Genomic DNA, 21,948 nt, shown 5'->3' with positions numbered 1-21,948 from the left:
GTATCAAAACGGGACGAAACATAACACGGTATCGTAAGAAACTTATGTTTCGTCCCGTTTTGTTCGTTGAACGACGATGAGCCGCTCTCGGCTACCGCATTGCCGGCGGCTTGTACTGGTCGTCGGCGGTGAAGCAGGTGCGGTAGACCATCGCCATGATGAGACTGTCCGCCACCAACGTCAGCGCCGCGATGGCGGCGAACACGACGAACTGGTATTTGGCGGCCTCGAGCGGGTCGCCGCCGGCAATCACCTGACCGGCCATCATGCCCGGGATGATCACAATGCCGCAGGAGGCGAGCGTGGCCGTGGTGGGCAGGAGCCCCAGCCGAATCGAGGAGACGATGGACGGCCGCGCCGCCTCCCAGGCGGTGGCGCCCAGTGCGAGCATCGTATCGATCTCGTCGCGCCGCTCGCCCATACTCTCGTAGAACCGGCTCAGCCCGACCGCCAGCGCGGAGACCGTGTTGCCCAGCAGCATGCCGGTCAGCGGCACGACGAGCTGCGGCGTGTACCATGGGTGTGGCCGCACCACAAGCTCAGTCACCAGCGAGATCATGAGCAGCATCGTGATGGTCAGGCTCAGCAGCACCGGGCCGGCCAGTCCCTTCGGCACGCCTTTGGCGCGTGACAGCGTGATCTGCACGGCAGCTACCAGCATCACGGCGATCACCGCGAACACCAACCACACGTTGTTCGTGCGAATCACATAGCCGACCACGAATCCCATCGCGCACAGCTGCAGCAACGCACGGCAGGCGGACCATAGCAGCGTCTTGCCGATGTTGATGCGCATGAGCTCGCTGATACCCGCCGTGACGGTCACCATCGCCAGCGCTACGAGGAGGCCCCAGATATCGATGTCATAGGCGTTGCCGCTCATGCCCGTACCCTCCCTGCCGTCGTGCTCAGGTTCGTATCCGATGGCATTCCAGTCACCGTGCTCGCCGTCCTGCTCGCCGCCGTGGGTGCCGCGCCCGCGTTGGACGGCCCCAAGAGGGATTCAGCCAGCTGTCGGTCTCGACTTGCTGAGCTCGCGGATGCGGTCGATGAAGGCCGTGACGGCGGGGGAGGGGTCCCGTGGGTAGAGCAGGCCGTAGTCGAGGCCGATGGGTTCGGGCCATTCGACCGGCACGTTGACCAGCTGCGGATGGACGTCGTCCCACATCGGCTTCGAGATGAGCAGATCACCGGACTGGGCGCATTCGTTGAACGTATCGAGGTCATAGTGGTCGATGTCCACGAGTTCGATGGCGGGATGCCGTTCCAGTAGATCCCGCGCCCGGTCGTTGCCGCCGTGATGCCGACTGAGCAGGTGAAGGCGGGTGCCTTCAAGGTCCGGCAACGATACGAATGGCCTGCGGGCAAGTGCGTGGTCTCGCGGCACCGCCACGCATAATGGCTCCCGATCGAGTGTGAGCGTGCCACAGACATCGCCCCAATAGGCGGCGTCGAAGGCGGTGGCGATCATGTCTACGGATTCGCCGAGATGGGTGATGAGACTGTCGATGGTTTCGGTATCATCCGGCATCGAAACCAGTTCCAGGCGAATTTGCGGGTGACGGCCGGCATCCCGTTGCCACAGGTCGAGGATGCGCCGGCCGGATCGCAGTATGGAGACGCCCAGACGGACGGGCGCGGCCTCCGAGACCGCGTGGCGTTGCGCTTTGCGCAGCATCTCCCGGCACTGGCGCCGGATTATGATGGCGTCTTCGATGAAATCCGCCCCGGTTTCGGTCGGCGTTACGCCGCTGCGTGAACGGGCGAACAACGTGAGACCGTATTCCCGCTCGAACGTGTTGATCTGTTTGGCCAGCGCAGGGGTGGAAATGTTCAACCGTCGTGCCGCCTGCGCGAAACTGCCGGCTTCCGCCGCCGCGATGACGGCGTCCAGTCGTTTGTCGTACATTGCCGATGACCTGACCTATGCCTTGGTGTTTCTGGTATTCCCGGTATTTCGGTCCACTTGCCGTTGCCGAGCCATCTTCGCGTGGCATTCCGGTGGTATCCCATCGGCATCCCAGCGTACGCGTGCGTCGTGCGGCAACTGCTTGCGGTAGTTGCTTGTGTATAAACCTATAGTTCATACATCATAAACCACAATCATCAATACAGCATGATATCGCAAGCTTCATCCATCGTATACTGTCGCAGGCAATAACTCATGGTATATGAATGGATGGGGTAACAAGTGCAGTCGTCTACGCGGTATTCGTCCGTCCTGACCACGGCCGCCGCGGCCATCGCCTCGTTTCTGGTCGGTATGGACGTGCTCATCGTCAACGTGGCGTTGCCGACCATCACGGTCGAACTGGGCGGTGACATGGCCACCCAGCAATGGGTGGTCGATGGATACAGCCTGCTGTTCGCCGCGCTGCTGCTGTTCGCGGGCAACCTCGCCGACCGCTGGGGCGCCAAGCGTGTGTTCGTCGCCGGGGCTGTGCTGTTCGCTGCGGCCTCGCTGTTCAGCGCGTTCGCATGGTCGATGATGGCGTTGGTGGTCGGCCGCTGCCTGCTCGGCGTGGCGTCGGCGTTGATTCTGCCCGCTTCGATGTCCCTGATCAACGAGGCCAATCCGGACCCGAGAAGACGCGCGTGGGCGCTGTCGCTGTGGGGTGCGGGCGGAGCGTCCGCATCGGCGGTGGGTCCGTTGCTCGGCGGTTTGCTGACGCCGATTCACTGGAGTCTGGTGTTTGCGATCAACGTGCCGTTCTGTCTGCTGGTGTTGGCGCTCACACTGCGCATCGCCCCGTCGCCGAAACGCATCACGCGGTTTGACTGGGTGGGTCAGACGCTCGCGTTGGTGGGGCTGGCGGTGCTCATCGCCGGCATCATCGAGGTGGGGGCGCTGGGTGTCGCCTCACCCGTCGCGCTCGGTCTGCTGGTCGCCGGCGTGGCTGGGCTGGTGCTGTTCGTGTTCTCGCAGTCGAAGGTCGCCGTGCCGATGATGCCGCTCGGACTGTTCCGGGTGCGCGGCATGCAGGTCGCGCTCATGATCGGTTTCGTCATGATCTTCAACTGGTACGGGATGGTGTTCATCTGCACGATGTTCCTGCAGAACGAGCGGCACATGGGCGCGTTCGCGGCCGGACTGGTGTTCGTGCCGTCCGCGTTCGTGACGATACTCGGCAATCTCATCGGCGGGCAGATCATCAATGCGCGGGGTTCGAAGTTCTCGATCACATTGGGCTTGGGAATCATGATAGTCGGCTTCCTCATCGAATTCGTGACCCCGGCGCCGATTCCGGTGTGGCTGATTGCGACCGGGCTGAGCGTCGTCGGATTCGGTGCGGCCATCACCACCCCGGCCGCCGCAGGCGTGGTGCTGAAAAGCGTGGATTCGGCGCAGGCGGGCATCGCGTCCGCCATGTTCAACACGTTCCGTCAGGTCGGCGGCGCATGCGGCGTGGCCGTGTTCGGCGTCGTGGCTACGTTCCTGCCCTCGCTCACGTTCGCGCTGAGGTCGGTGTTCCTCGTTTCCGCCGTACTGCTTATGGTCGTCCTGCTCTATGAGCTGTTGCGCTGGAATGATGAGCGGATGATTGTCGCATAGCGCCGAGTGGGGTGGAATCCATGTCATATGCAATTCTCTTACCGTTGTCAGCGATCGTCGGATTCGTCATTGGCCGTGAAAGATTGCACGATATGACTTGGACTGACGCAGTATTCCGGGAAATGCTCGATCAGCTCGGCATCGGATGTAATGACGCAGTCCGCATCGGACTGCCGTGCGGCCGCGATGATGAGATCGTCCTCGAAATCGTCATGTCTGGGACGCAAGACAAGGGCGTCGTCGCAGGTCTGCTGGTCGATTGACGCGATGTCGCATAATGCTCGTGCCTGCTCCACGCAACGCCACGGTACATGACGTACCAGCATGTGCAGGGTCTCGTTTTCCAGAGCCGATTCTCCCTGCTTGAATTGTCTGCGAACCATCGCCTCGGCTATGTAGGCGATGTCTTTCAGCGATGTCGAGGCGCACAGCAATGCCACGTCATGGTTCGCGCATGCCTCCAGGGCTCGTCTTGCCTGCTGCGCGTGCCCGTCGCGTTGCAGCAGATGATCCAGCAGCACGTTCGTATCCAGAAGGACACGCTGGGGATTCGGGCGCTTCATCAGACGCTCCTTGCCATGTTCAGATAGTCATCGAGCTTCTGGTCGTATACATCCGCGCGAATGTCTTGCCGGGTCTGCCCGGCCAGAAGATTTGTGTCTTCGTCGATGACTCCTGCGCGCAGGAGTTCCTCTTGTATGAGTCCTGAAGAGGCGTCGATCATCGTGAGCCTGCGCATCCGGCGCTGCTTGCGGGCCTGTTCCTCCGTCGTCGTTTCCAGACGCGGCACCTGTCTTCTGTCGGCGATATAGCGCCATAGCGAACGTATCACGTCGCTGGGGGAGACGCCCTGTTCGCGCAGCACCGTATCGACGTCATCCTTGAGCTTGTCGTCGATGCGCACGTTCATCTGTGTCATTGTCATATCGGGCTCCTTCTCAAGCCGTCTGTTGCTATACAGTATAGCAACAGACGTTATTCAGGGGCTCGTGGATTCGATTGAGGTCGGTCATTGCGACTCATGCAGGGGATTTGCTGCCCGGCGAGGCGAGCAGTCTGCAAGTGTCCGGCATGTGAACGGGATTATGGGACATTCGTGGTCTCCGATTAGCGTCGGACGCATGGTCACATGGGATTCGGAACAGTATCTGCGGTTCAATCGTGAGCGCACGCAGCCGTCGCGTGATCTGGCGATGCAGCTGCCGCCCGACGACGGGTCGGTCCGGCGCGTGCTCGACATCGGCTGCGGGCCGGGCAACAGCACGGCTGTGTTGCGCGAGCGCTATCCTCACGCCGAGATCCTCGGCGTGGACAGTTCGCCGGAGATGATCGAGGCCGCGCGCAAGGCGCATCCCGATATCGATTTCGCGCTGTGCGACGTGTCCGTGGAGTCTGCGGAGACCGGGGCCATCCTTGGCCTTGCCGATCTGCCGGGAGACTTCGACGTAGTGTTCTCCAATGCCTGCATCCAATGGGTGCCGAATCATCGCCGCTTGATTCCACGGCTGCTGGGACGCTTGCATAAGGGCGGCGTCCTGGCCGTGCAGACGCCGATGAACTACGAGGAGCCGATTCATCGCATCATCGGCGAAGTGGTCCATTCGCCGGCCTATGCGGACCGGTTGCCGCAACAGCGTGAGTTCTACAACCTCACGCCACCGGAATACTGGGAACTGCTGCATACGTACGCCGCAACGTTCCGCATGTGGAAGACCACGTACATGCACACGCTTCCCTCGCATGAGGCCATCATGGACTGGTATCGCGGCACCGGTCTGCGCCCGTACCTGCAGGCGCTGGCGACCGATGAGGAACGCCGCGCTTTCGAGTCGGAGGTGTTCGCCCGCGTGCGGGAGGAATATCCGACCCAGTCCGACGGCAGCATCATCTTCCCCTTCCCGCGCTTCTTCTTCACTGCGGTACGGTAGTACGGCTTTGGGTGGGCGCTCCGACCTGCCCGATGACGTGCGCGGGATTGCCGACCACGATCGCCCCTGCCGGCACGTCATTCGTGACGACCGCTGCCGCGCCGATGATCGCACCGTCGCCGACCTCGACGCCTTGCAGCACGGTCGCGCCCGCGCCTATCCACACGCGTTGGCCGATGACGATCGGCCGGCATACCGTGGTGGTGCGACGGTGGGGATCCTTGAGATGGTTGATGGTGATGAGCTGCACGTTCGGGCCTAGGAGCGAATCATCGCCGATGGTGATGCCCCCGCGGTCCATCAACGTGCAGTTCCAGTTGATGAACACGTTGCGGCCGATGGTGATGTTATGGCCGAAATCCGTATAGAACGGCGGGTTGAAGCGGAACGACGGGTCCACCGGATGTCCGACGATGCGTTCGAATAGCTCGTGTGCCTCCTCCGGCTCGTGCCAGCCGGTATTGAGCTCGGCGCACAGCCGTTTCGTCGTACCGATGATGGACGCGATCGCCTCGTATTCCGGTTCGTCCGGCGAGACCGGCTCGCCGCCGCGGTCACGGACGAGGATATTCAGGGCATGCGGGATGCCATGATGGTCCGGGGCCTGTTGAAGGTCTGAGGTGTGCTGATGGTTCGGGATGTTCCGGTGGTCTGGGGTGTTCCGGTGGTCTGAGGTGTTCGGCAGTGCGGTATCCGGATGATTCACGTTTGGGCGGGCTGCGGCTGGATGGGTTGCGGGTGCGGGGAAGTCTTGGAGTGTCCCAGTCATATACGGTTCCTTATATTCACATGAAGTGCGGTGCTTGCCTCCCATTGAATCGATATGCGGGTCATGCGTCCAATAGTGTCATGTGTAGCCATGCTATGCCCTGTGGCTATGGCTGGAAAACGGGACGAAACATAAGTCAGCGACGAGGCCGACTTGCGTTTCGCCCCGTTTGGGGGCGGCAAAGTGGGACGAAACGCAAGTCGATGTCGTGCGAAACTTATGTTTCGTCCCGTTCGGGCATGCATCCGGTGCTGAATTCGGCGGCGGTCTCGACGCCGCGATGCATGAGCGCGGTCATGATGTCCGCCAATTCGTCGTCTGGAGCGTCCATATCGCCGCGCACCCACTGCTCGAGTACGGTGCAGATCGCGCCGGCCCAGAATCGGCTGGCATTGCGTGGGGCCGATTTCGCGGACCAGAGGACTGCGGTTCATGTTCTGCTGGATTGCGTCGATGATGCGGCCGCCGTATCCGGCCTCAAGCAGCAGCCGGTATTGCGGCACGATGCGGCGGACCTCGCCGAGCAGCGCATCTGTGACTATTGCGCTCGGATCTGCGAGCCGTATCTCAATCAGGCGGACAGCGCTTCCTGATAGGCCTTGGTGGCTGCGGACAGCGCCTCATCGGTGATGCCGAAGGCGCCGAACGTCACGAACGGCTTGATCCAGGTGGCGCTCACGTAGTTGGCCGTGCCCTGGAAGGGGGTGAGCACCTGGTCGATGACGAACTTGTTGGAGCCGTCCGGCTGGTAGGCGGTCTCCGGAGAGCCGGTGGAGACGGCCACGCCGAATTCCTTGCCCTCGAAGGCGTGGCCTTCGGAACCGTATGCCCAGCCGTGCTGCAGCACCTCGTCCTCCCAGCTCTTGAGCAGCGCCGGGGAGGAGAACCAGTACAGCGGGAACTGGAAGACCACACGGTCGGCCTCTTCGACGGCCTTCTGCTCGGCGGCCACGTCGATCTTGCCGTCCGGGTACAGCGCGTACTCGTCGCGAACGGTCACGTTGTCCAGTTCGGCGGCGGCCTCGGCCAGCGCCTTGTTGACGTGCGACTGGCCCTTGAGGTCAGGGTGGAACACCAGCACCAGAGTCTTCATGGTTACTCCTTTTTCTCGATGGTGATAATCGGGCGACGGCCTTTCGCATATTCGCGTATACGAAAGCGCCGATTCAGTTATCAGTGTCGCAAACGACGTGCACGACGCGCCCATCGACACCCTGCTCTACGTTATAGGCGAACGCGGATGCTCTCGCGGCTCATTGGTGGGGCTTGTCGGCGAGGGACGTTATGGTCAGCCTCATGTGTTTCTTCTGCTTCATGACGACGAACGCGCCGGTCGCGTTCAAGCCGGCGATCTAGTGCCGGCGCGGCGAGCCCGATAGGGGCTCCGGCATGTCGCATCCGCATGTCCCCCGCGCGCCAATGCGTCGCAAGGGTCGATATCCGGTCGTATGTCGAAAGCCGTTATCCAATGCAATCGAACGCAATCACAGAAACGTACATCACGCAATCGAATGCATGCACATTCATAAGCAGGGTGGGGAAGCCCTTTTGCGTTGTACGCGCAGGAAGTGAACAACAACACACATGTCTCAATCGTCTCAATTTTCGGACCCTGACGTCCAGAACATGAATAGGGCCGGTTCTGCCTCCGTCTCTGCCGTACCGCCCGACCCGCCCGACCCGCACGAGGATGGCTGGCTTCGTCGCGTCGCGTTGCTGTTTACGGGTCAGGCCTTCTCGCTACTGGGCTCCAGCATCGTGCAGTACTCCATCTGGTGGTGGATCGTCATGCAGACCCGCACCGGCTCGGCCATGCTGCTCGCCACGCTGTTCGGCGTGGTGCCGCAGGCCATCGTCTCCATGTTCGGCGGATCGATGGCCGATCGGTACAACCGCAAGATGCTCATTATGCTGCCCGACCTCATCATCGCGGGCGTCACGGTGATGCTATCGGTGAGTTTCGCGCTCGGCTGGGCGAATCTGTCGGTGATTTTCGTAGTGCTGTTCATCCGCGCGGTGGGAGGCGGCATTCAGATGCCCGCCGTGCAATCGTTCATTCCCGATGTGACGCCTACGTGCAAGTTGCTGCGCGTCAATTCGGTGTATGGCGTGATTGATTCGGCGAACAGGATCGCCGCGCCGGCGATTGCGGCCGTGCTGGTGAACACGGTACCGCTGTGGTCGATTCTGCTCGTCGATGTGACGACGGCGGTTATCGGCGTCGGGTTCGTCGCGATGATTCGTGTGCCGCGCAAGTCGGGCGTGGTGTCCGCGGACGTCGCTTCGTCCGGGCCTGCGACGGCCGGGCGGTTGGAGGGCGAAGCGGCGTCCGGAGCCGAGGACTCCCGGTCAATCGCGGCGGTGCTGGCCTCCACATTCCGGCGCTCGGCAGCTGATCTCAAGGCCGGATTCACTTATGCGATGGGACGTCCGTTCCTCAAGGGCGTGATCCTGGGCGATGCGCTCACCTGCTTCATGTCCGTCGCGCCGATGAACCTCACCCTGCTGCTCATGACACGCGAATACGAAGGCATCGACCTGAACCTCGGATTCGTCAACCTCACCACCGCCTCCGACAAACTCGCCGCCAACGAGCTCGGATTGAGCATCGGCATGCTGCTGGGCGGCGCGCTCATGTCCGCGTTCGGCGCGAAACTGCTGCGCGGGGCCCGAGCGCAGATGCTCATGGTGGCGTTCGGCATCGCGATGGTGGGCGTCACCGTCATCGGTCTGGGCACTGCGCCGAACCTGCTCGCGTATCTCATCATCGACGTGCTTAACGGCGTCGTCGCGGCCATGTGTGTGGGCCCGATGCGCACGATCATGCAGTCCGAATCCGATGAGTCGATGACCGGCCGTGTCTTCGGCCTCGACAACACGTTCGCCACGTTCGGCATGCCGCTGGGCATGCTCGTCTTCGCGCCGCTCGCCGACGTGATCCCGATTTCCTGGGTGTTCATCGCCGGCGGGCTGCTCACCCTGCCCGTTGCCTGGTACGTGCGCATGCTGTCGAGGCGGGACACGTCTGCTGTGGCGGGTGCGGCTGGGTGAGCGAATGTATGGATGAACGCAATGGTACTTATGGCGGCGGCGAGTCGTATAGGAGCGGCGGCTAGGGCCGAAGCCGCCCCGGGAGACGCTAAGAACAGTTGCCGGGGCGCCCCTATGGGGTCTTGCGCGCCTTGAAGGACGACATGGCGTCGGAGATGGGCGTCTGATTGGATTGCGGAGGGAATGAGGATTCCTCCGATTGCGATATGTGGAAGGCCGCGCGTCGATATGTTCGATGCGTGTTGGGCGAATCGGTATGGCTGTGGCTGTTGCCCGGCTGTGGGACGCAAATGCAGAATAGGCCGATATGCATTTGTGTCCCACTGGCTCTTTCGGCCGTTTTTCTGGGCGATGGCGGTATTCCGCCGATTTCGTGATGCTGGGTGTGGGACGCAAGTGCATTATTGGTCGAAATGCGCGTGCGCCCCGCAGTGATTTGGGACGCATGTGCAAAAAGGGCGATATTGCATTTGCGTCCCGGCGTGACACCGGCGTGACGCCCGGCGCATCCCGCATGCCATGTCATGCGCAGGGGTCGGAGCGTGTGGCATAATGCCGGCGTTGGCGATTGCAGGTAATCATGCTGAGACCACAATCGTTTGCTGATGCGGAACGTGCACATGCGGGTGCCATGCGAGGAAGGATTGACGGATGACGGTTGGTGTGATGACCGTGGTGGCGATCGCCGCGGTGCTGTACGGATTGGATAAATCATTGGCACCCGGTGCGGGCATTCTCGCCGTGGCCGCGCTCACCGCCGTCATGCCCGCCAAGGAGGCCACCGGCATCACGCTCATCATGGCGATCGTGGCCGATTGGAGCGCCATCTGGGCGTACCGGGGCAACGTGTCGCGCCGCTCGCTCATCCGGCTGTTCCCGTTCGTCGCCATCGGCATCGCGGCAGGCGCCGGATTCCTGTTCGTGGCGGACAACACGGTCACCCGTCTGACCATCGGCGTGATTCTGGCGGTGTTCGTCTCGATGTACTTCCTCTCATTGGCGCGCAAAAAACTTGCCGAGCGCAGGACGGTCGGACGGTCCGGGCAGGCCGAGGCGGAACCGTCGAAGGCCGATGCATCAGATGCCGTGAAGCCGGACGGTACGACGACGGCGGATGATTCGGATGCACGGTCGTCTGCCGTGCCACACACCATTGGCGCGAAAACGTTCGCATTGGCCAAGCGCGTGGTATGCGGCGCGCTCGCCGGCTTCACCACGATGGTGGCCAACGCTGGCGGGCCGATCACCTCCATCTACTTCCTGTCCGAAAACCTGTCGGTCATGCGCTTCCTCGGCACCACGGCATGGTTCTATCTGATTATCAACATGGTCAAGCTGCCGTTTGCCATCGGCCTCAACATGATTACCTGGGCGAACTTCACGGCGATGGCTTGGACGATTCCATTGGTGATTATCGCCGTACTCTGTGGCCGCTGGGTGGCACGTCGCGTCAGCCAGTCCGCGTTCAGCGTGCTCGTCTACGCGCTGTCCGTAGTGGCGGTCATTCGCCTGTTCCTGTGACGCGTCGGGCCATGCATAAAGCATTGGACCATGCGCGAAGCATCGTGCGGTGGTGGGCTGAGGCGCACTCGTGCGACTGTGCTGTAGGCAAACGCATCTCGTCCGCGTCTCCGGCGGGGCAATACGTTACGTTCGCCGCGTTCGATTTGCCGCCGGACAGGCTGAACACGGCGTGAACGGCCCATATACCACAATCCGCACGGAAAAACCAGACTGTTTTGGATGGTATTGATTCCGTATGCTGGGTGCCGTGAATGAACGTATGAAGGAACGCAAGGACGAAATCGGTAACGGCCGCGGGGATGGTCTCACGGAATCGCAGTTGCCGCAGGCCGGCCGCGATGCGGAGCATATGCAGGGGCATTGGGTGTTGGCCCGTCTCGGCAAGCGCGTGCTGCGACCGGGCGGGGAGAAACTCACCAAGCGGATGCTGTCGCATGCGCCGATCGCGGGCAAGCGGGTGGTGGAGTTCGCGCCGGGACTCGGTCGCACCACGCGGCTGATTCTCGACGCCGGTCCCGCCGGCTACACCGGCGTCGACCGGGATGAGCAGGTGGTCAGAATCATCGGTCCGCTGGCCGCGTCGGTGGGCGGCACCTGCATCGAGGCGGATGCCTCGCGGACCGGTCTACCGGATGAGACCGCTGACGTCGTGATCGGCGAGGCGATGCTCACCATGCAGTCCGAACGCGGCAAACGCGCGATTATCGGCGAGGCGCATCGCATCCTCAAACCGGGTGGACTGTATGCGATTCATGAGATGGGACTCGCGCCCGACGATCTTGACGAGTCCATCAAGGAGTCGATTCGCAAGGACCTTGCGCGGGCCATCAAGGTGAACGCGAGACCGCTCACCGCCGCCGAATGGCGTGCGCTGCTCGAGTCGGAAGGATTCGAGGTGCTCTGGCACGGCGTCGAGCCGATGGCGCTGCTCAAGATGCGCCGCAATATCGCGGACGAAGGGCTGGCCGGCGTGCTGCGCATCATGCGCAACGTGTTGACACATCCGGATCTGCGTGCGCGCGTGATTGAGATGCGCCGCGTGTTCAACACCTACGGCGACGCGCTGACCGGCATCGCCTTCGTGGTGCGCCGCAAGGGTTGACGACATATGCGGCGTGAATCGCGTCTGACGTGTCTGGATGCGATTAAGCTGAAAATCGATGAATCGTCGGTGCCGGGCATTGTACGCAATCATGGTGCCCGGTGCCGTAAGCCGGCCACGGACGGCCGGTAGGCGACGGAACGAAGACGTACGGATTGTACGGATAGGAATAAAGGAGTCCCGATATGACCAACGGTGCAACGCCCAACACCACAACTCCCAACAGCATGGCATCCGAAGCGACGGACGAAACCAACGCCGGCCAGCCGATGGTGATGGAGTTCATCGACGCACTCGCCCCGATGGTCGAGGTGCAGCCCGAGGCCACGGTCTCACGTACCGTGATGCAGGTGGAGGGTGCGAACGTCGTGCTGTTCTCCTTTGACAAGGGCCAGGAGCTGAGCGAGCACACCGCCGCGATGCCGGTGCTCGTGCAATGCCTCGAAGGCCATCTCAAGGTGACCGGCGGCGGCAGGACCGTGGACCTCGTGCCCGGCGGCATCCTGCACTTCCCGACCCGGCTGCCCCACGCGGTCTACGCTGAGGAGGCGTCGAAAATGATGCTCATCATGATGCGGCGCTGACCGACGTGGCACGGACCGGCGCTGACCGGCACGGACCGGCGCGCCAATGTCGCCAGCGATTCCCCGCGGGACGAGATCATCGCGGAATTCCCTCGGCAATGGGTCTACGCCGAGGATGCGCCTACACTGGTGTTTGTCAGGATGCATCATTGACCGATGCGTCATTGATGTCGGTGAGCGCTCGGGGAATTACCCGAGTGATTCCTTGATTCCGATGATGGGAGGCCATGGGCATGGAAGCTGGAATGGAGACGAATATGGGGTTGACGCAACGTGGAGCCGGCCCGACCGTGGGCCTTGACGACATTAGGACCGTCGCCAATGTGGGCACAGGCACGATGGGTCACGCCATCGCGTTGCAGTTCGCGCTCGCCGGGTGTGCGACGCGCCTCGTCGGACGTAGCGAATCGTCGCTGGACCGCGCGATGTCTAACATCCGTGCGGACGCCGGGACATTCGCGGACGCCGGCCTGCTGCGTGACGGCGAGAGCGTGGACGACGTGCTCGCACGCATCACGCCGGTCATCGGCTACGAACAGGGGGTCGCCGACGCCGACTTCATCATCGAGGCGATCGCCGAGAACCTCGACGTCAAACGTGAGGCCTGGCGTGAGATTGAACAGTTTGCGCCCAAGGAGGCGATCTTCGCCACGAACACGTCCGGACTGAGCCCGACCGCCATCGCTTCCGTGCTTGAACGCCCGGAACGGTTCGTAGTCGCGCACTTCTGGAATCCCGCCCACCTCATGCCGCTGGTCGAGGTCGTGCCGGGCGAACGCACCGACCCGCAGGTACTCGACACCACCGTCGAGCTGATGCGCCGCATCGGCAAGAAGCCGGCGAAGCTCAACCGTGAGGCGCTCGGCTTTATCGGCAACCGATTGCAGATGGCCGTGCTGCGCGAGGAGTTCCACATCATCCAGGAGGGCATCGCCGACGCCGCCACCGTCGATGACGTGATGAAGTACAGCCTTGGACGGCGTTGGAATCTGGTCGGTCCGGTCGCCAGCATCGATCTGGGCGGCCTCGACGTGTTCTACAACATCAGCACCTACCTGTTCGACGACATGGACAACGGCACCGGTCCGAGCCCGCTGCTCGCCGAGAAGGTCAAGGCCGGCGACCTCGGCGCGAAAACCGGGCGCGGTTTCTTCTCCTGGCAAGGCGAGACCGGCAAACGTATTATCGAGCAGCGTGACGCGGCCTTGCTCCAGGCTCTGAAGGACGATGCCGCTGTAGAGCAGTGAGCATGGGATTGGATGCGGTTTGTCAGATTCTTTCCTCCACGTTCGGAGCTGAAGGGGAATCGTTCCTCCACCACTGGTTCATGTGGGTGAAGCCTACCGTGGATGGGCTACGTTCCATTGATCGCGAATATGCCAATGCCTGAGATTTTCAGCTTCTCTGGATATTTTTGGTTATTTTCGCAAGCTCTAAATGATGTTGTCGGATGGAACTCATTGCAGGAACCATCGCCATGCGGGAATCACTTCGATGGTTCCCGTTGGCACGGTGATTTCACCTTTCTCGTCTAGTGAGATGAGGGTGCCGTGGTTCAACCCGGTATTGCTCATCGCTGCTGATAGATTGCCGATTTCACTGCGGAACTTGTCGCTTAATGATTGATCGCCGAAGTCCGTGACCGCAGTACGGTCGATGCCGGTCTGCGCGGCGACCTGAATCAGCTGATACGGCTCTCCGGTCGCCTCGTCTCCGACGATGAAGTCCACTTCCGGACAATTGGCAGCTGAATACGAGGCGATGGTATTGGTTCGATTGCCGCCGTAGCGTCGTTTGAGTTCGACAAACACCGCCGTCTCCAGTCGTTGTCCGAGGTCGAGATGGTTGGCTGGGGCCACCGCGAGGGAGAGTCCGGGGTCCACGGAGTACACCTTGTACGGGGTCTTGGGATTGTCCCGTATGGAAAGGGTAAAGTCGCCTACCTTAAACAGCAGGTGTGCATCTTCGAAATCATCCATCAAATCATATAGTTTGCCGCCGGAGACAGGTATCTGCATGCTTCGCATCGCTTTGACCTGCGCGTTGACGGAGAATTTGAGTCCTGTGGACCGTAACGCATTGCGGGAGAATCGTGTGGCAACGCGCAGGGATGTGGTGCCGAATCGTTCCAGAACGTCCTTGGTGACAATCTCATCGGCATATCCTTGCAGCATACGCATGCGGTCGAGCGTGCCCATGCGTTGCACTGCGGGGAATCCTCCGGTGTTGAGATAGTCGTTGCATGCGGATTGCAGCGGCCTTCGCGTGTTCGCAGGGTATTCGCCGGCGACGCTCGTTGTGGAAATGCCATGGAATAGGCAGTATTCCCTGAAGCTCAGAGGCCACATCTCCCTTGATAGTGAGCGCCCACGGAAATTCGTCGGGATGTCCGAGGACAGCAACTTCGATGAGGAACCGGTGAGCACAATAGTGACGTTATGCTGTTCGGCTACACGTCGGATAAAGTTCGTCCAATATGGAGCCTCTTGAATCTCGTCGAAAAGAAGATAGCAGCCATCCAAAGCGTCAGGCACCATGCGGTAATAGGTATCGAGAAGGTCGGCGAGCGTGTGGTCGGTGAACGGCATGATGCGTTCGTCGTCGAATGAGAAGTGGAACAGCTTTGTACGCGGAACTCCGGCGGCGATAAGCCGGTCCATGAGCTGGTACATGGCATAGGTTTTGCCGCATCGTCGTACGCCGGTGATGGTGTAGATCACATTGTTGCGCGCCGGTTCGGGAACCTCGATGGATGCGCTGTCGCGTTCAATGTATTCGGGGACTCGAAAGTCGAGATATTCGGCGATCAACGATGACAACGACATAATGCTCTCCATCTTCATTTGCTGACAGTAAAGATTATATCCTATCTTCACTCGCTGGAGATGAAGATTGATGTGAATCTTCTCTTGTGAAAAGTGAAGATTGAGGTTGGTCTTTTGCTCCAGTTATGCGCGGGCGCTTTCGGCGCGCTCGTTGGGTTTGGATGTTTGGCTTTCACCCGCGCCAGCGCCAGCGCCCGCGTCCCGCGGCACGATGCGGGGGAGGAGCTCCTCGGACATGAACCGGCCGATTTCGGTGGGGTTGATGAGGTCGGGGTTATTGAGCGCCGCACGGAACAGGCCGAGGATGCCCGAGAGGTAGAAATGCTTGAGCAGTTCCAGCCGCCGGCGTTCCCGCGGGTCCTTGATGTCCTCGATGTTGGGTGTGTCGGGGAAGAGGATCGGCTGGATGTACGGCCAGACGCTGTTTTCGGCGCGCTCCACGAACTTCGGGTCGCCATGTGGGCCGAGCAGCACCTTGCCGTAGCGGAACAGCGTCATGGGCACCTCCGTCAGTTCCGGGGTGATGGCAAGTTTGCCGTCATGCATCGATGCGTTGAGCATCGCGTCACGCTGGGCGATGAGGTCGTCCTCGATCTGGTCACGCACGTCGCGCACCGAGGAGAAGTACAGGTAGAACGTGGCCCGGTTGTAGCCGGCCAGATCGGTGATCTGCTTGACGCTGATCTTCTCGATGGGCTTCTCCTCATAAAGCTTCCAAAACGCCTCCTTGATATTGCGGATGGTCTGACCGGTCAGTTCCGGGTTCTTCTTGGCCATGAGGTGCGCTCCTTGGTGATTCGCATGAATCGCTCGATAGATTCCGGGAAATTGTTGATTGATGTACGGCGATGACCTCATTATCGTGTTATCCGACGACATAGTGTCGAGTGATTAACGAGAGGAACCAACCACCATGTCATTCCTGGAATTCCATGACGTCGTGCGTCAGTACGGCAGCGGAGAATCGGCTGTTCTGGCGCTCAACCACGCCACCTTCGACATCGAGCGGGGCGAGCTCGCCATCATCCTCGGCGCATCCGGCGCCGGCAAGTCCACCACGCTCAACATCCTCGGCGGCATGGACCGCGCGACTTCGGGTACGGTCACCATCGACGGCAAGGACATCGTCAAGGCCAGCGAGGCGGAACTCACCGATTACCGCCGTTTCGACGTCGGCTTCGTCTTCCAGTTCTACAACCTCGTGCCCAACTTGACGGCCCTGGAGAACGTGGAGCTCGCCTCGCAGATCTGCCCCGACGCGCTCGATGCCCGCGAGACCTTGGAGAAAGTCGGACTCAGCGACCGTCTCGGCAACTTCCCGGCGCAGCTCTCCGGCGGTGAGCAGCAGCGCGTCGCCATCGCCCGCGCGCTCGCCAAGAACCCGAAGCTGCTGTTGTGCGACGAGCCTACCGGCGCGCTCGACTACAACACCGGCAAGCAGATTCTTCAGCTGCTGCAGGACGCCTGCCGCGACCGCGGCATCACCGTGGCGCTGGTGACCCACAATTCCGCCCTCGCGCCGATGGGTGACCGCCTGATTCGCTTCCGCTCGGGCAAGGTCACCGAAATCACGATGAACGCCAATCCGACGCCCATCGCGGACATCGAATGGTAAAGGGGTGAACGCTATGGCACATGCACAACAACACGCGAAACGGCGCGTGCGAGCGAAACGCGCCGCGCTCTACAAGGATGCCTGGCGCGCCATCGCATCCAACGGCAAACGATTCGCGGCGATCGCGGTGATCGTCGCGGTCGGTGTGATGATGATGGGCGCGCTTTCGTCCATCAGTAACGATCTGCGCGGCGGTCTCGACGGTTTCTTTGACAAGACCGACATGCACGATCTGAGCATCGTCTCCACCTACGGCTTCGACGATGACGACGTCAAGGCCCTGTCCGATGTGGACGGCGTGGGCGCGGTCGCCGGCCAGCGGTCGGCCAGCGCATACACCAGAATCGACGGCAAGCAGTCGTCCGCCACGGTGACCGCGCTGAACGATCAGGGCCTTGACCAGCCGTATCTGACTGATGGTCGCCTGCCGGAGAAGGCGCGCGAGATCGCCGTCACCGAGCAGTATCTGACCGACAGCGGCAAGGCGTTGGGGGATACGCTGACGTTCACGCTGGACGAATCCACGTCCGTGGCGCAGCTGATTTCCGGGGCGTCCGGTTCATCTGATTCGTCGTCCGGTGATTCGTCCGATTCGTCCGATTCGTCCGATACGTCGAGCGAATCCGATTCCGACACGTTCGCGACCGGCGAGTACACCATCGTCGGCACCGTCATCGACCCGAACGACATCGTCAACCCGTCCGGCCCGATGGCGCTGATCTCCGGCGCCAAAACCGTCTACCCGCTGTTCGTCTCGCCCGAAGCCGTGGCCGAGACGGATGCGCCGTACACGTCCGCGCTCATCAGCGTGGACGGCGCCGCCGACCTCAACACATATGAAGACGATTATCTGGCGCTGGTCGAACGGGCCCAGACCGGTATCGAGAAGATCCAATCATCCCGCGAACAGGCCCGCACCGACGCCATCAAGGATGCCGTGCGCGAGCCGGTCGAGAGCAAACTGGACGAACAGAAGCGAACCATCGCGGCCTTGCCCGATGGCAGCCCGATGAAGGCCACCGCCGAGCAGAAGATCGCTGACGCCGAATCCCAGCTGGAATCGAAGCTCGACGCCCTGCCGGAGGCCAACTGGATCATCCGCGACCGCAGTGCCTTGGCCAGCTACGCGGACGTCAAGACCGAAGGCGAGATGATTTCCCGCCTAGGCAAGCTGTTCCCGATCCTGTTCCTCGTCATCGCGATCCTCGTGAGCCTGACCGCCGTGGCCCGCATGGTGGAGGAGGATCGTCAGCTGATCGGCACGTACAAGGCCCTTGGCTACACGCGCGGCGAGACGATGCTCAAGTATCTCATCTACTCGTCCGCGGCGGTGTTCGCGGGAGGTGTGGTCGGCGGCCTCATCGGTCTGGCCGGGCTGCCGTTCGTGTTCACCAAGCGCATGCTGCACATCCTTTATGTGATCCCGACCTATCCGCTCATCATCGACTGGCGTATCGGCATCGGCGGCATCCTGCTGTTCCTCGTGCTCATCGCCGGCAGCGCGATGGCCGTGTGCGCAGGCTCGCTGCGGCTCCAGCCGGTAGAACTGCTGCGCCCGAAGGCGCCGAAGGCCGGCAAGACCATCGTGCTGCAGCGCATCGGTTTCGTCTGGAATCATCTGAGCTTCCTCGGCAAGGTGACCGCGCGCAACCTGTTCCGCTACAAGTCCCGTGCGTTTATGGTCATCATCGGCGTGCTCGGATGCACCGCGCTCATGACCGCCGGTTTCGGCATGGCCTCCTCCGCGATGACGATGATGCCCCGACAATTCGGCGAGATCGCCACCTACGACGTGATGGCCGTGACCAAGCCCGCCGACCACGACAAGGCGCAGAAGGCGCTGGACGGCGACGATGCGGTGGAGTCGTCGGTCCCGTTGCATCTGGAGAGCGCGACGCTGTCCGCGGGCGGTGACGTTGACGGTAACGGTGAGGCCGGTGAAGGTGACGCCGGTAATAGCGAGTCCGGTGAGACCGATAATGGTGGAGCCGCCGAGGACGGCAAGCTGACCGTGCAGCTCATGGTCATCCCGGACGGCGAGTCGCTTGACGGCTACCTCGACCTGCATACGACGGACGGCCAGCCCATCGCGCTGGACGAGGGGAGCGAGGCCACGGCGGTCGTCACCGCGAATGCTGCGAAGACCTTCGGTCTGGACGCCGGCGGCACGGTCGAAATCGCCGATGCGATGATGGATACCGCCCAGGTGAAGGTTACCGGCGTGGCCCAGTACTACACCGGCAACATCGTGGTCATGTCCGAAGCCGCCTATCGGGCCGCGTTCGATGTGGATGACGATACGGACCTCGCGCTCAACGCCGACCTCATCAAGGTGAAGGGCGACGGCGACGCGCAGATCGCGTTCGCCGATGACCTGACCGGACAGGACGAATACCTGACGGTGGTGAGCACCGCCAAGCAGACGCGCGACTTCGCCAAGAGCTTCCTCATCTTCTTCGTGATGATCGGCTTCATCGTGGTCATGGCGGCGATCCTCGCGGTGGTGGTGCTCTACACGCTCGCCTCCACGAACATCTCCGAACGCGAACGCGAACTGGCGACCATCAAGGTGCTCGGCTTCCGCAAGAAGGAGGTGCATGGCTACGTCAACAAGGAGATGCTGCTGCTGGCTGCCATCGGCATTGTGATCGGTCTGCCGTGCGGCCGTGGTCTGCTCGGGTTCCTGCTGGGCCAGCTCAACCTGCCCGGCATGAACATCGTGCCGCATGTGGCCTGGTACTGCTACGCGCTCGCCGCGCTGCTGGCGTTCGGTTTCACGGTGATTGTGGAGAAGGCGACGAACAAGTCGCTCGACCGCATCGACATGGTCGGCGCCCTCAAGAGCCCGGAGTGATGTTGTTACGCGACGCAGCTGTGGGTGGCTGCGTAGTCGGGAGCTGAGATGTTGCACGGCTGCGTGGCTGCGGTGTTGCGCGGGGACTTTGGGGCCTCGCGCAGCACCGGATCATGCGATGGTGCAGCGGTTCCGGAGACTGAGGGACGTCTCGGGATTCTCGCCGGCCCGTGGTGTCGGCGTCGATGGAGCGCCTTTGCGCCGGAATCGTTGGCGTGGTCGGGGCTGGTTTCCCAAGCGTGACAGATTGAAGCGCGGCGGATGACGGTGTAGGATGTTGCATGGTAACGCAAACACGTGGTTATGGTTGTTGGGGTTCTGTGGTTGGACCATGATTGTCGTGTGTGACCTGCATGAGGAGGTGGGGTGCCACTATGATGTGGTGCCGTTTCCGGAATCGGTGTTGGGGTTGGTCGCGCTGATTCTGCGGGAGCGGTTTCGTCTTTATGCCGTGTCGTCGGGCTGGGTTTCCCGGTGAATGGCTGCGGATGCGGGGCATGGCTGCCCGACGCTGATGCGACAGTCGACTCAATGAGGAGTTATTGATATGAATATCAATTGGAAGAAGACCATTGCCATCGTTGCATCCGCCGCGGTTCTGCTGTCCGTGGCCGCCTGCGGTTCCAGTACAGCTTCGGACGCAGGGGATTCCGGTTCCAAGAGTGGCAAGAAGACCGTCGGTTTCGTGGCGGTCGGTCCCGAGGGTGGCTACCGTACGGCTAATGAGAACGATATCAAGGCGGCGTTTGACAAGGCCGGTTTCGATTTGGTGTATGCGCCGACGCAGAACAACGACCAGCAGAAGCAGATTCAGGCGTTCAACAAGTTCGTCAACGACGAGGTGGATGCGATTGTGTTGTCCTCCACTGAGGATTCGGGTTGGGATGATTCCCTGAAGAAGGCGGCCGAGGCGGAGATTCCGGTGTTCACGGTGGATCGTCATGTGGAGGTGAAAGACGCCGAGGCGAAGAAGGCCGTGGTCGCCTACATCGGCCCGGATCACGAGTGGCAGGGCGAACAGGCCGCTGAATACGTGAACAAGAACTTCCCGGACGGTGCCAACGGCATCGTTTTGGAGGGCCCGGCCGGCTTGTCCGTGGTCAAGGACCGTACCAAGGGCTTCAATGCGAAGATCGCCTCCAACCAGAAGATTCTCGAGTCCCAGTCGGCCAACTGGTCCACCGACGAGGCCAAGACCGTGACCGCCGGCCTGCTTGATAAGTACAAGAGCGAGAACATCTCGTGGATTTTCGCCCAGAACGATGAGATGGGTCTGGGTGCCGCGCAGGCCGTGGATGCGGCCGGCATGAAGGGCAAGGTGAAGATTATCGCCGTGGATGGCACGAAGGCCGCGCTCGAGGCGGTGGCGAAGGGTGATCTGGCATTCGACATCGAGACCAACCCGTTGTTCGGTTAGGCCACGGCCAAGGCTGTCGAGGACCATCTCGCTGGCAAGTCGGTGGAGGAGAACACCATCGTGGAGTCCAAGACGTTCGACCAGGCGCAGGCGCAGGCCGCCCTCGACTCCGGCGAACGCCAGTACTGACAGGTTTGTCGACGAGTGAAGGTCGCTCGCCGGAACAGGCATAAGATCCCTCGCTGATATTGCTTTTCAGGTTTTTGGCCCATGGAATGTCATAGGTGTCATAGGTGTCATAGGTGGCTGCCATGGGTCGAAAACCTTTTTTCGGGCTCGTTCGATTGCGTCACGGATAGGGTGCGGGAGCTTGGGCCGGCCGGGTGTCGGACGGATGGGCGAATGTTTTCGCGGACCCGTCGGACCTACACGCCAAAATCAGAAGAGCCTTGGTGCGGGTTCCGCACATGGGGGAGCCGCCCGCCTCCCGTGGTTCGGGTGGCGGGCGGCTCCGTTGCGTGTGATCGTCAGGCGAGGCGTCGGCGGGCAAGGCCGACGGCGATGCCCGCTGCCAGCAGGACCGCGGACATCAGGGCGACGGCCGTGACCGCCGCGCCGGTCCGAAGGCGGATGAGGCATGCGATTTTGTTTTTGACGATTGCGGAAAGCCTTGGCCGTGTACACCTGGCTTTGTACGGCTCGCGACTTTCGAATAGTCTGTATGGCGGTGCGGCGGGCGAGGTTATCTGCGGTCATTCCGCAATTGTCGATGCGGTTTGTGGCTTC

19 protein-coding genes are annotated in these 21,948 nt (G+C 61.6%); 11 read left to right on the top strand and 8 right to left on the bottom strand.

Going from position 1 to position 21,948, the window contains the following annotated elements:
- Positions 1–91 precede the first annotated feature (91 nt).
- A complete protein-coding gene (fetB, locus tag BG22_RS09780) occupies positions 92–883 on the bottom strand; it encodes an ABC transporter permease (protein ID WP_140495155.1) in 792 nt (263 codons plus the stop codon).
- A gap of 120 nt (positions 884–1,003) precedes the next feature.
- Entirely contained in the window at positions 1,004–1,909 is a 906-nt protein-coding gene (locus BG22_RS09775; RefSeq protein ID WP_140495153.1) for a LysR family transcriptional regulator, read from the bottom strand.
- 282 nt (positions 1,910–2,191) lie between these two features.
- Between BG22_RS09775 and BG22_RS09770 the strand changes: the two genes are divergently transcribed.
- A complete protein-coding gene (locus BG22_RS09770) occupies positions 2,192–3,553 on the top strand; it encodes an MFS transporter (protein ID WP_258186321.1) in 1,362 nt (453 codons plus the stop codon).
- 47 nt (positions 3,554–3,600) lie between these two features.
- Here the strand turns inward: BG22_RS09770 and BG22_RS09765 are convergent, their stop codons facing one another.
- Both BG22_RS09765 and BG22_RS09760 read right to left on the bottom strand, forming a co-directional pair.
- Positions 3,601–4,116, bottom strand: coding sequence for a PIN domain-containing protein (locus BG22_RS09765; RefSeq protein WP_140495151.1), 516 nt, complete (start codon positions 4,114–4,116; stop codon positions 3,601–3,603).
- Complete coding sequence (locus tag BG22_RS09760; protein ID WP_140495149.1) at positions 4,116–4,478, bottom strand: type II toxin-antitoxin system RelB/DinJ family antitoxin; 363 nt, start codon at positions 4,476–4,478, stop codon at positions 4,116–4,118. The genes BG22_RS09765 and BG22_RS09760 overlap by 1 nt, the downstream gene beginning before the upstream one ends.
- A 196-nt stretch (positions 4,479–4,674) precedes the next feature.
- Between BG22_RS09760 and BG22_RS09755 the strand changes: the two genes are divergently transcribed.
- Complete coding sequence (locus tag BG22_RS09755; RefSeq protein ID WP_140495147.1) at positions 4,675–5,481, top strand: methyltransferase domain-containing protein; 807 nt, start codon at positions 4,675–4,677, stop codon at positions 5,479–5,481.
- Here BG22_RS09755 and BG22_RS11370 read toward each other — a convergent pair.
- Positions 5,465–6,250, bottom strand: a complete 786-nt coding sequence (locus BG22_RS11370; RefSeq protein ID WP_140495145.1) for a sugar O-acetyltransferase — start codon at positions 6,248–6,250, stop codon at positions 5,465–5,467. The genes BG22_RS09755 and BG22_RS11370 overlap by 17 nt on opposite strands.
- Before the next feature lie 284 nt (positions 6,251–6,534).
- Here BG22_RS11370 and BG22_RS09745 point away from each other — a divergent pair, with 284 nt between their 5' ends.
- Positions 6,535–6,843 (top strand): hypothetical protein, encoded by a 309-nt coding sequence (locus BG22_RS09745; protein WP_140495143.1) that lies wholly within the window; start codon positions 6,535–6,537, stop codon positions 6,841–6,843.
- On the opposite strand, the gene BG22_RS09740 is transcribed toward BG22_RS09745, so the two are convergent.
- A complete protein-coding gene (locus BG22_RS09740) occupies positions 6,822–7,343 on the bottom strand; it encodes an NAD(P)H-dependent oxidoreductase (protein ID WP_094667292.1) in 522 nt (173 codons plus the stop codon). The genes BG22_RS09745 and BG22_RS09740 overlap by 22 nt on opposite strands.
- Positions 7,344–7,834: 491 nt before the next feature.
- On the opposite strand from BG22_RS09740, the gene BG22_RS09735 reads away from it, so the two are divergent.
- From BG22_RS09735 to BG22_RS09715, 5 genes are all read left to right on the top strand, one after another.
- The gene (locus tag BG22_RS09735; RefSeq protein WP_140495141.1) at positions 7,835–9,301 is read left to right on the top strand and encodes an MFS transporter; all 1,467 of its coding nucleotides are present in this window, start codon (positions 7,835–7,837) and stop codon (positions 9,299–9,301) included.
- A 651-nt stretch (positions 9,302–9,952) separates the two neighbouring features.
- Entirely contained in the window at positions 9,953–10,822 is an 870-nt protein-coding gene (locus BG22_RS09730) for a sulfite exporter TauE/SafE family protein (RefSeq protein ID WP_140495138.1), read from the top strand.
- Positions 10,823–11,072: 250 nt separating this feature from the next.
- The gene (locus BG22_RS09725) at positions 11,073–11,927 is read left to right on the top strand and encodes a class I SAM-dependent methyltransferase (protein ID WP_258186320.1); all 855 of its coding nucleotides are present in this window, start codon (positions 11,073–11,075) and stop codon (positions 11,925–11,927) included.
- A 269-nt stretch (positions 11,928–12,196) separates the two neighbouring features.
- Positions 12,197–12,511 (top strand): cupin domain-containing protein, encoded by a 315-nt coding sequence (locus BG22_RS09720; protein WP_140463199.1) that lies wholly within the window; start codon positions 12,197–12,199, stop codon positions 12,509–12,511.
- A gap of 257 nt (positions 12,512–12,768) precedes the next feature.
- Positions 12,769–13,758 (top strand): 3-hydroxyacyl-CoA dehydrogenase family protein, encoded by a 990-nt coding sequence (locus tag BG22_RS09715; RefSeq protein WP_140495136.1) that lies wholly within the window; start codon positions 12,769–12,771, stop codon positions 13,756–13,758.
- Positions 13,759–13,968: 210 nt separating this feature from the next.
- Here BG22_RS09715 and BG22_RS09710 read toward each other — a convergent pair whose 3' ends face one another.
- Both BG22_RS09710 and BG22_RS11260 read right to left on the bottom strand, forming a co-directional pair.
- Positions 13,969–15,336, bottom strand: a complete 1,368-nt coding sequence (locus BG22_RS09710; RefSeq protein ID WP_181163479.1) for an ATP-binding protein — start codon at positions 15,334–15,336, stop codon at positions 13,969–13,971.
- Between the two features lie 123 nt (positions 15,337–15,459).
- Positions 15,460–16,113 (bottom strand): TetR/AcrR family transcriptional regulator, encoded by a 654-nt coding sequence (locus BG22_RS11260; RefSeq protein ID WP_223851946.1) that lies wholly within the window; start codon positions 16,111–16,113, stop codon positions 15,460–15,462.
- A gap of 136 nt (positions 16,114–16,249) precedes the next feature.
- On the opposite strand from BG22_RS11260, the gene BG22_RS09700 reads away from it, so the two are divergent.
- The 3 genes from BG22_RS09700 to BG22_RS09690 all read left to right on the top strand — a co-directional run bounded on the left by BG22_RS09700 (position 16,250) and on the right by BG22_RS09690 (position 21,222).
- Complete coding sequence (locus tag BG22_RS09700) at positions 16,250–16,951, top strand: ABC transporter ATP-binding protein (protein WP_140495132.1); 702 nt, start codon at positions 16,250–16,252, stop codon at positions 16,949–16,951.
- Positions 16,952–16,964: 13 nt separating this feature from the next.
- Entirely contained in the window at positions 16,965–19,805 is a 2,841-nt protein-coding gene (locus BG22_RS09695; protein WP_140495130.1) for an ABC transporter permease, read from the top strand.
- A 547-nt stretch (positions 19,806–20,352) separates the two neighbouring features.
- Positions 20,353–21,222, top strand: coding sequence for a substrate-binding domain-containing protein (locus tag BG22_RS09690; RefSeq protein ID WP_258186319.1), 870 nt, complete (start codon positions 20,353–20,355; stop codon positions 21,220–21,222).
- Positions 21,223–21,948 lie beyond the last annotated feature (726 nt).

Source organism: Bifidobacterium sp. UTBIF-78 (assembly GCF_006408945.1).
Lineage (GTDB): Bacteria > Actinomycetota > Actinomycetes > Actinomycetales > Bifidobacteriaceae > Bifidobacterium > Bifidobacterium myosotis.
This window is presented reverse-complemented; position numbering and strand designations above follow the sequence as displayed.

Coding starts and splice junctions, on each gene's coding strand:
- BG22_RS09760 (WP_140495149.1), bottom strand. CDS start 4,478: ATGACAATGACACAGATGAACGTGCGCATCGACGACAAGCTCAAGGAT.
- BG22_RS09755 (WP_140495147.1), top strand. CDS start 4,675: ATGGTCACATGGGATTCGGAACAGTATCTGCGGTTCAATCGTGAGCGC.
- BG22_RS09745 (WP_140495143.1), top strand. CDS start 6,535: ATGAGCGCGGTCATGATGTCCGCCAATTCGTCGTCTGGAGCGTCCATA.
- BG22_RS09690 (WP_258186319.1), top strand. CDS start 20,353: ATGAATATCAATTGGAAGAAGACCATTGCCATCGTTGCATCCGCCGCG.
- BG22_RS09740 (WP_094667292.1), bottom strand. CDS start 7,343: ATGAAGACTCTGGTGCTGGTGTTCCACCCTGACCTCAAGGGCCAGTCG.
- fetB (WP_140495155.1), bottom strand. CDS start 883: ATGAGCGGCAACGCCTATGACATCGATATCTGGGGCCTCCTCGTAGCG.
- BG22_RS09765 (WP_140495151.1), bottom strand. CDS start 4,116: ATGAAGCGCCCGAATCCCCAGCGTGTCCTTCTGGATACGAACGTGCTG.
- BG22_RS11370 (WP_140495145.1), bottom strand. CDS start 6,250: ATGACTGGGACACTCCAAGACTTCCCCGCACCCGCAACCCATCCAGCC.
- BG22_RS11260 (WP_223851946.1), bottom strand. CDS start 16,113: ATGGCCAAGAAGAACCCGGAACTGACCGGTCAGACCATCCGCAATATC.
- BG22_RS09700 (WP_140495132.1), top strand. CDS start 16,250: ATGTCATTCCTGGAATTCCATGACGTCGTGCGTCAGTACGGCAGCGGA.
- BG22_RS09775 (WP_140495153.1), bottom strand. CDS start 1,909: ATGTACGACAAACGACTGGACGCCGTCATCGCGGCGGCGGAAGCCGGC.
- BG22_RS09730 (WP_140495138.1), top strand. CDS start 9,953: ATGACGGTTGGTGTGATGACCGTGGTGGCGATCGCCGCGGTGCTGTAC.
- BG22_RS09715 (WP_140495136.1), top strand. CDS start 12,769: ATGGGGTTGACGCAACGTGGAGCCGGCCCGACCGTGGGCCTTGACGAC.
- BG22_RS09695 (WP_140495130.1), top strand. CDS start 16,965: ATGGCACATGCACAACAACACGCGAAACGGCGCGTGCGAGCGAAACGC.
- BG22_RS09710 (WP_181163479.1), bottom strand. CDS start 15,336: ATGTCGTTGTCATCGTTGATCGCCGAATATCTCGACTTTCGAGTCCCC.
- BG22_RS09720 (WP_140463199.1), top strand. CDS start 12,197: ATGGTGATGGAGTTCATCGACGCACTCGCCCCGATGGTCGAGGTGCAG.
- BG22_RS09735 (WP_140495141.1), top strand. CDS start 7,835: ATGTCTCAATCGTCTCAATTTTCGGACCCTGACGTCCAGAACATGAAT.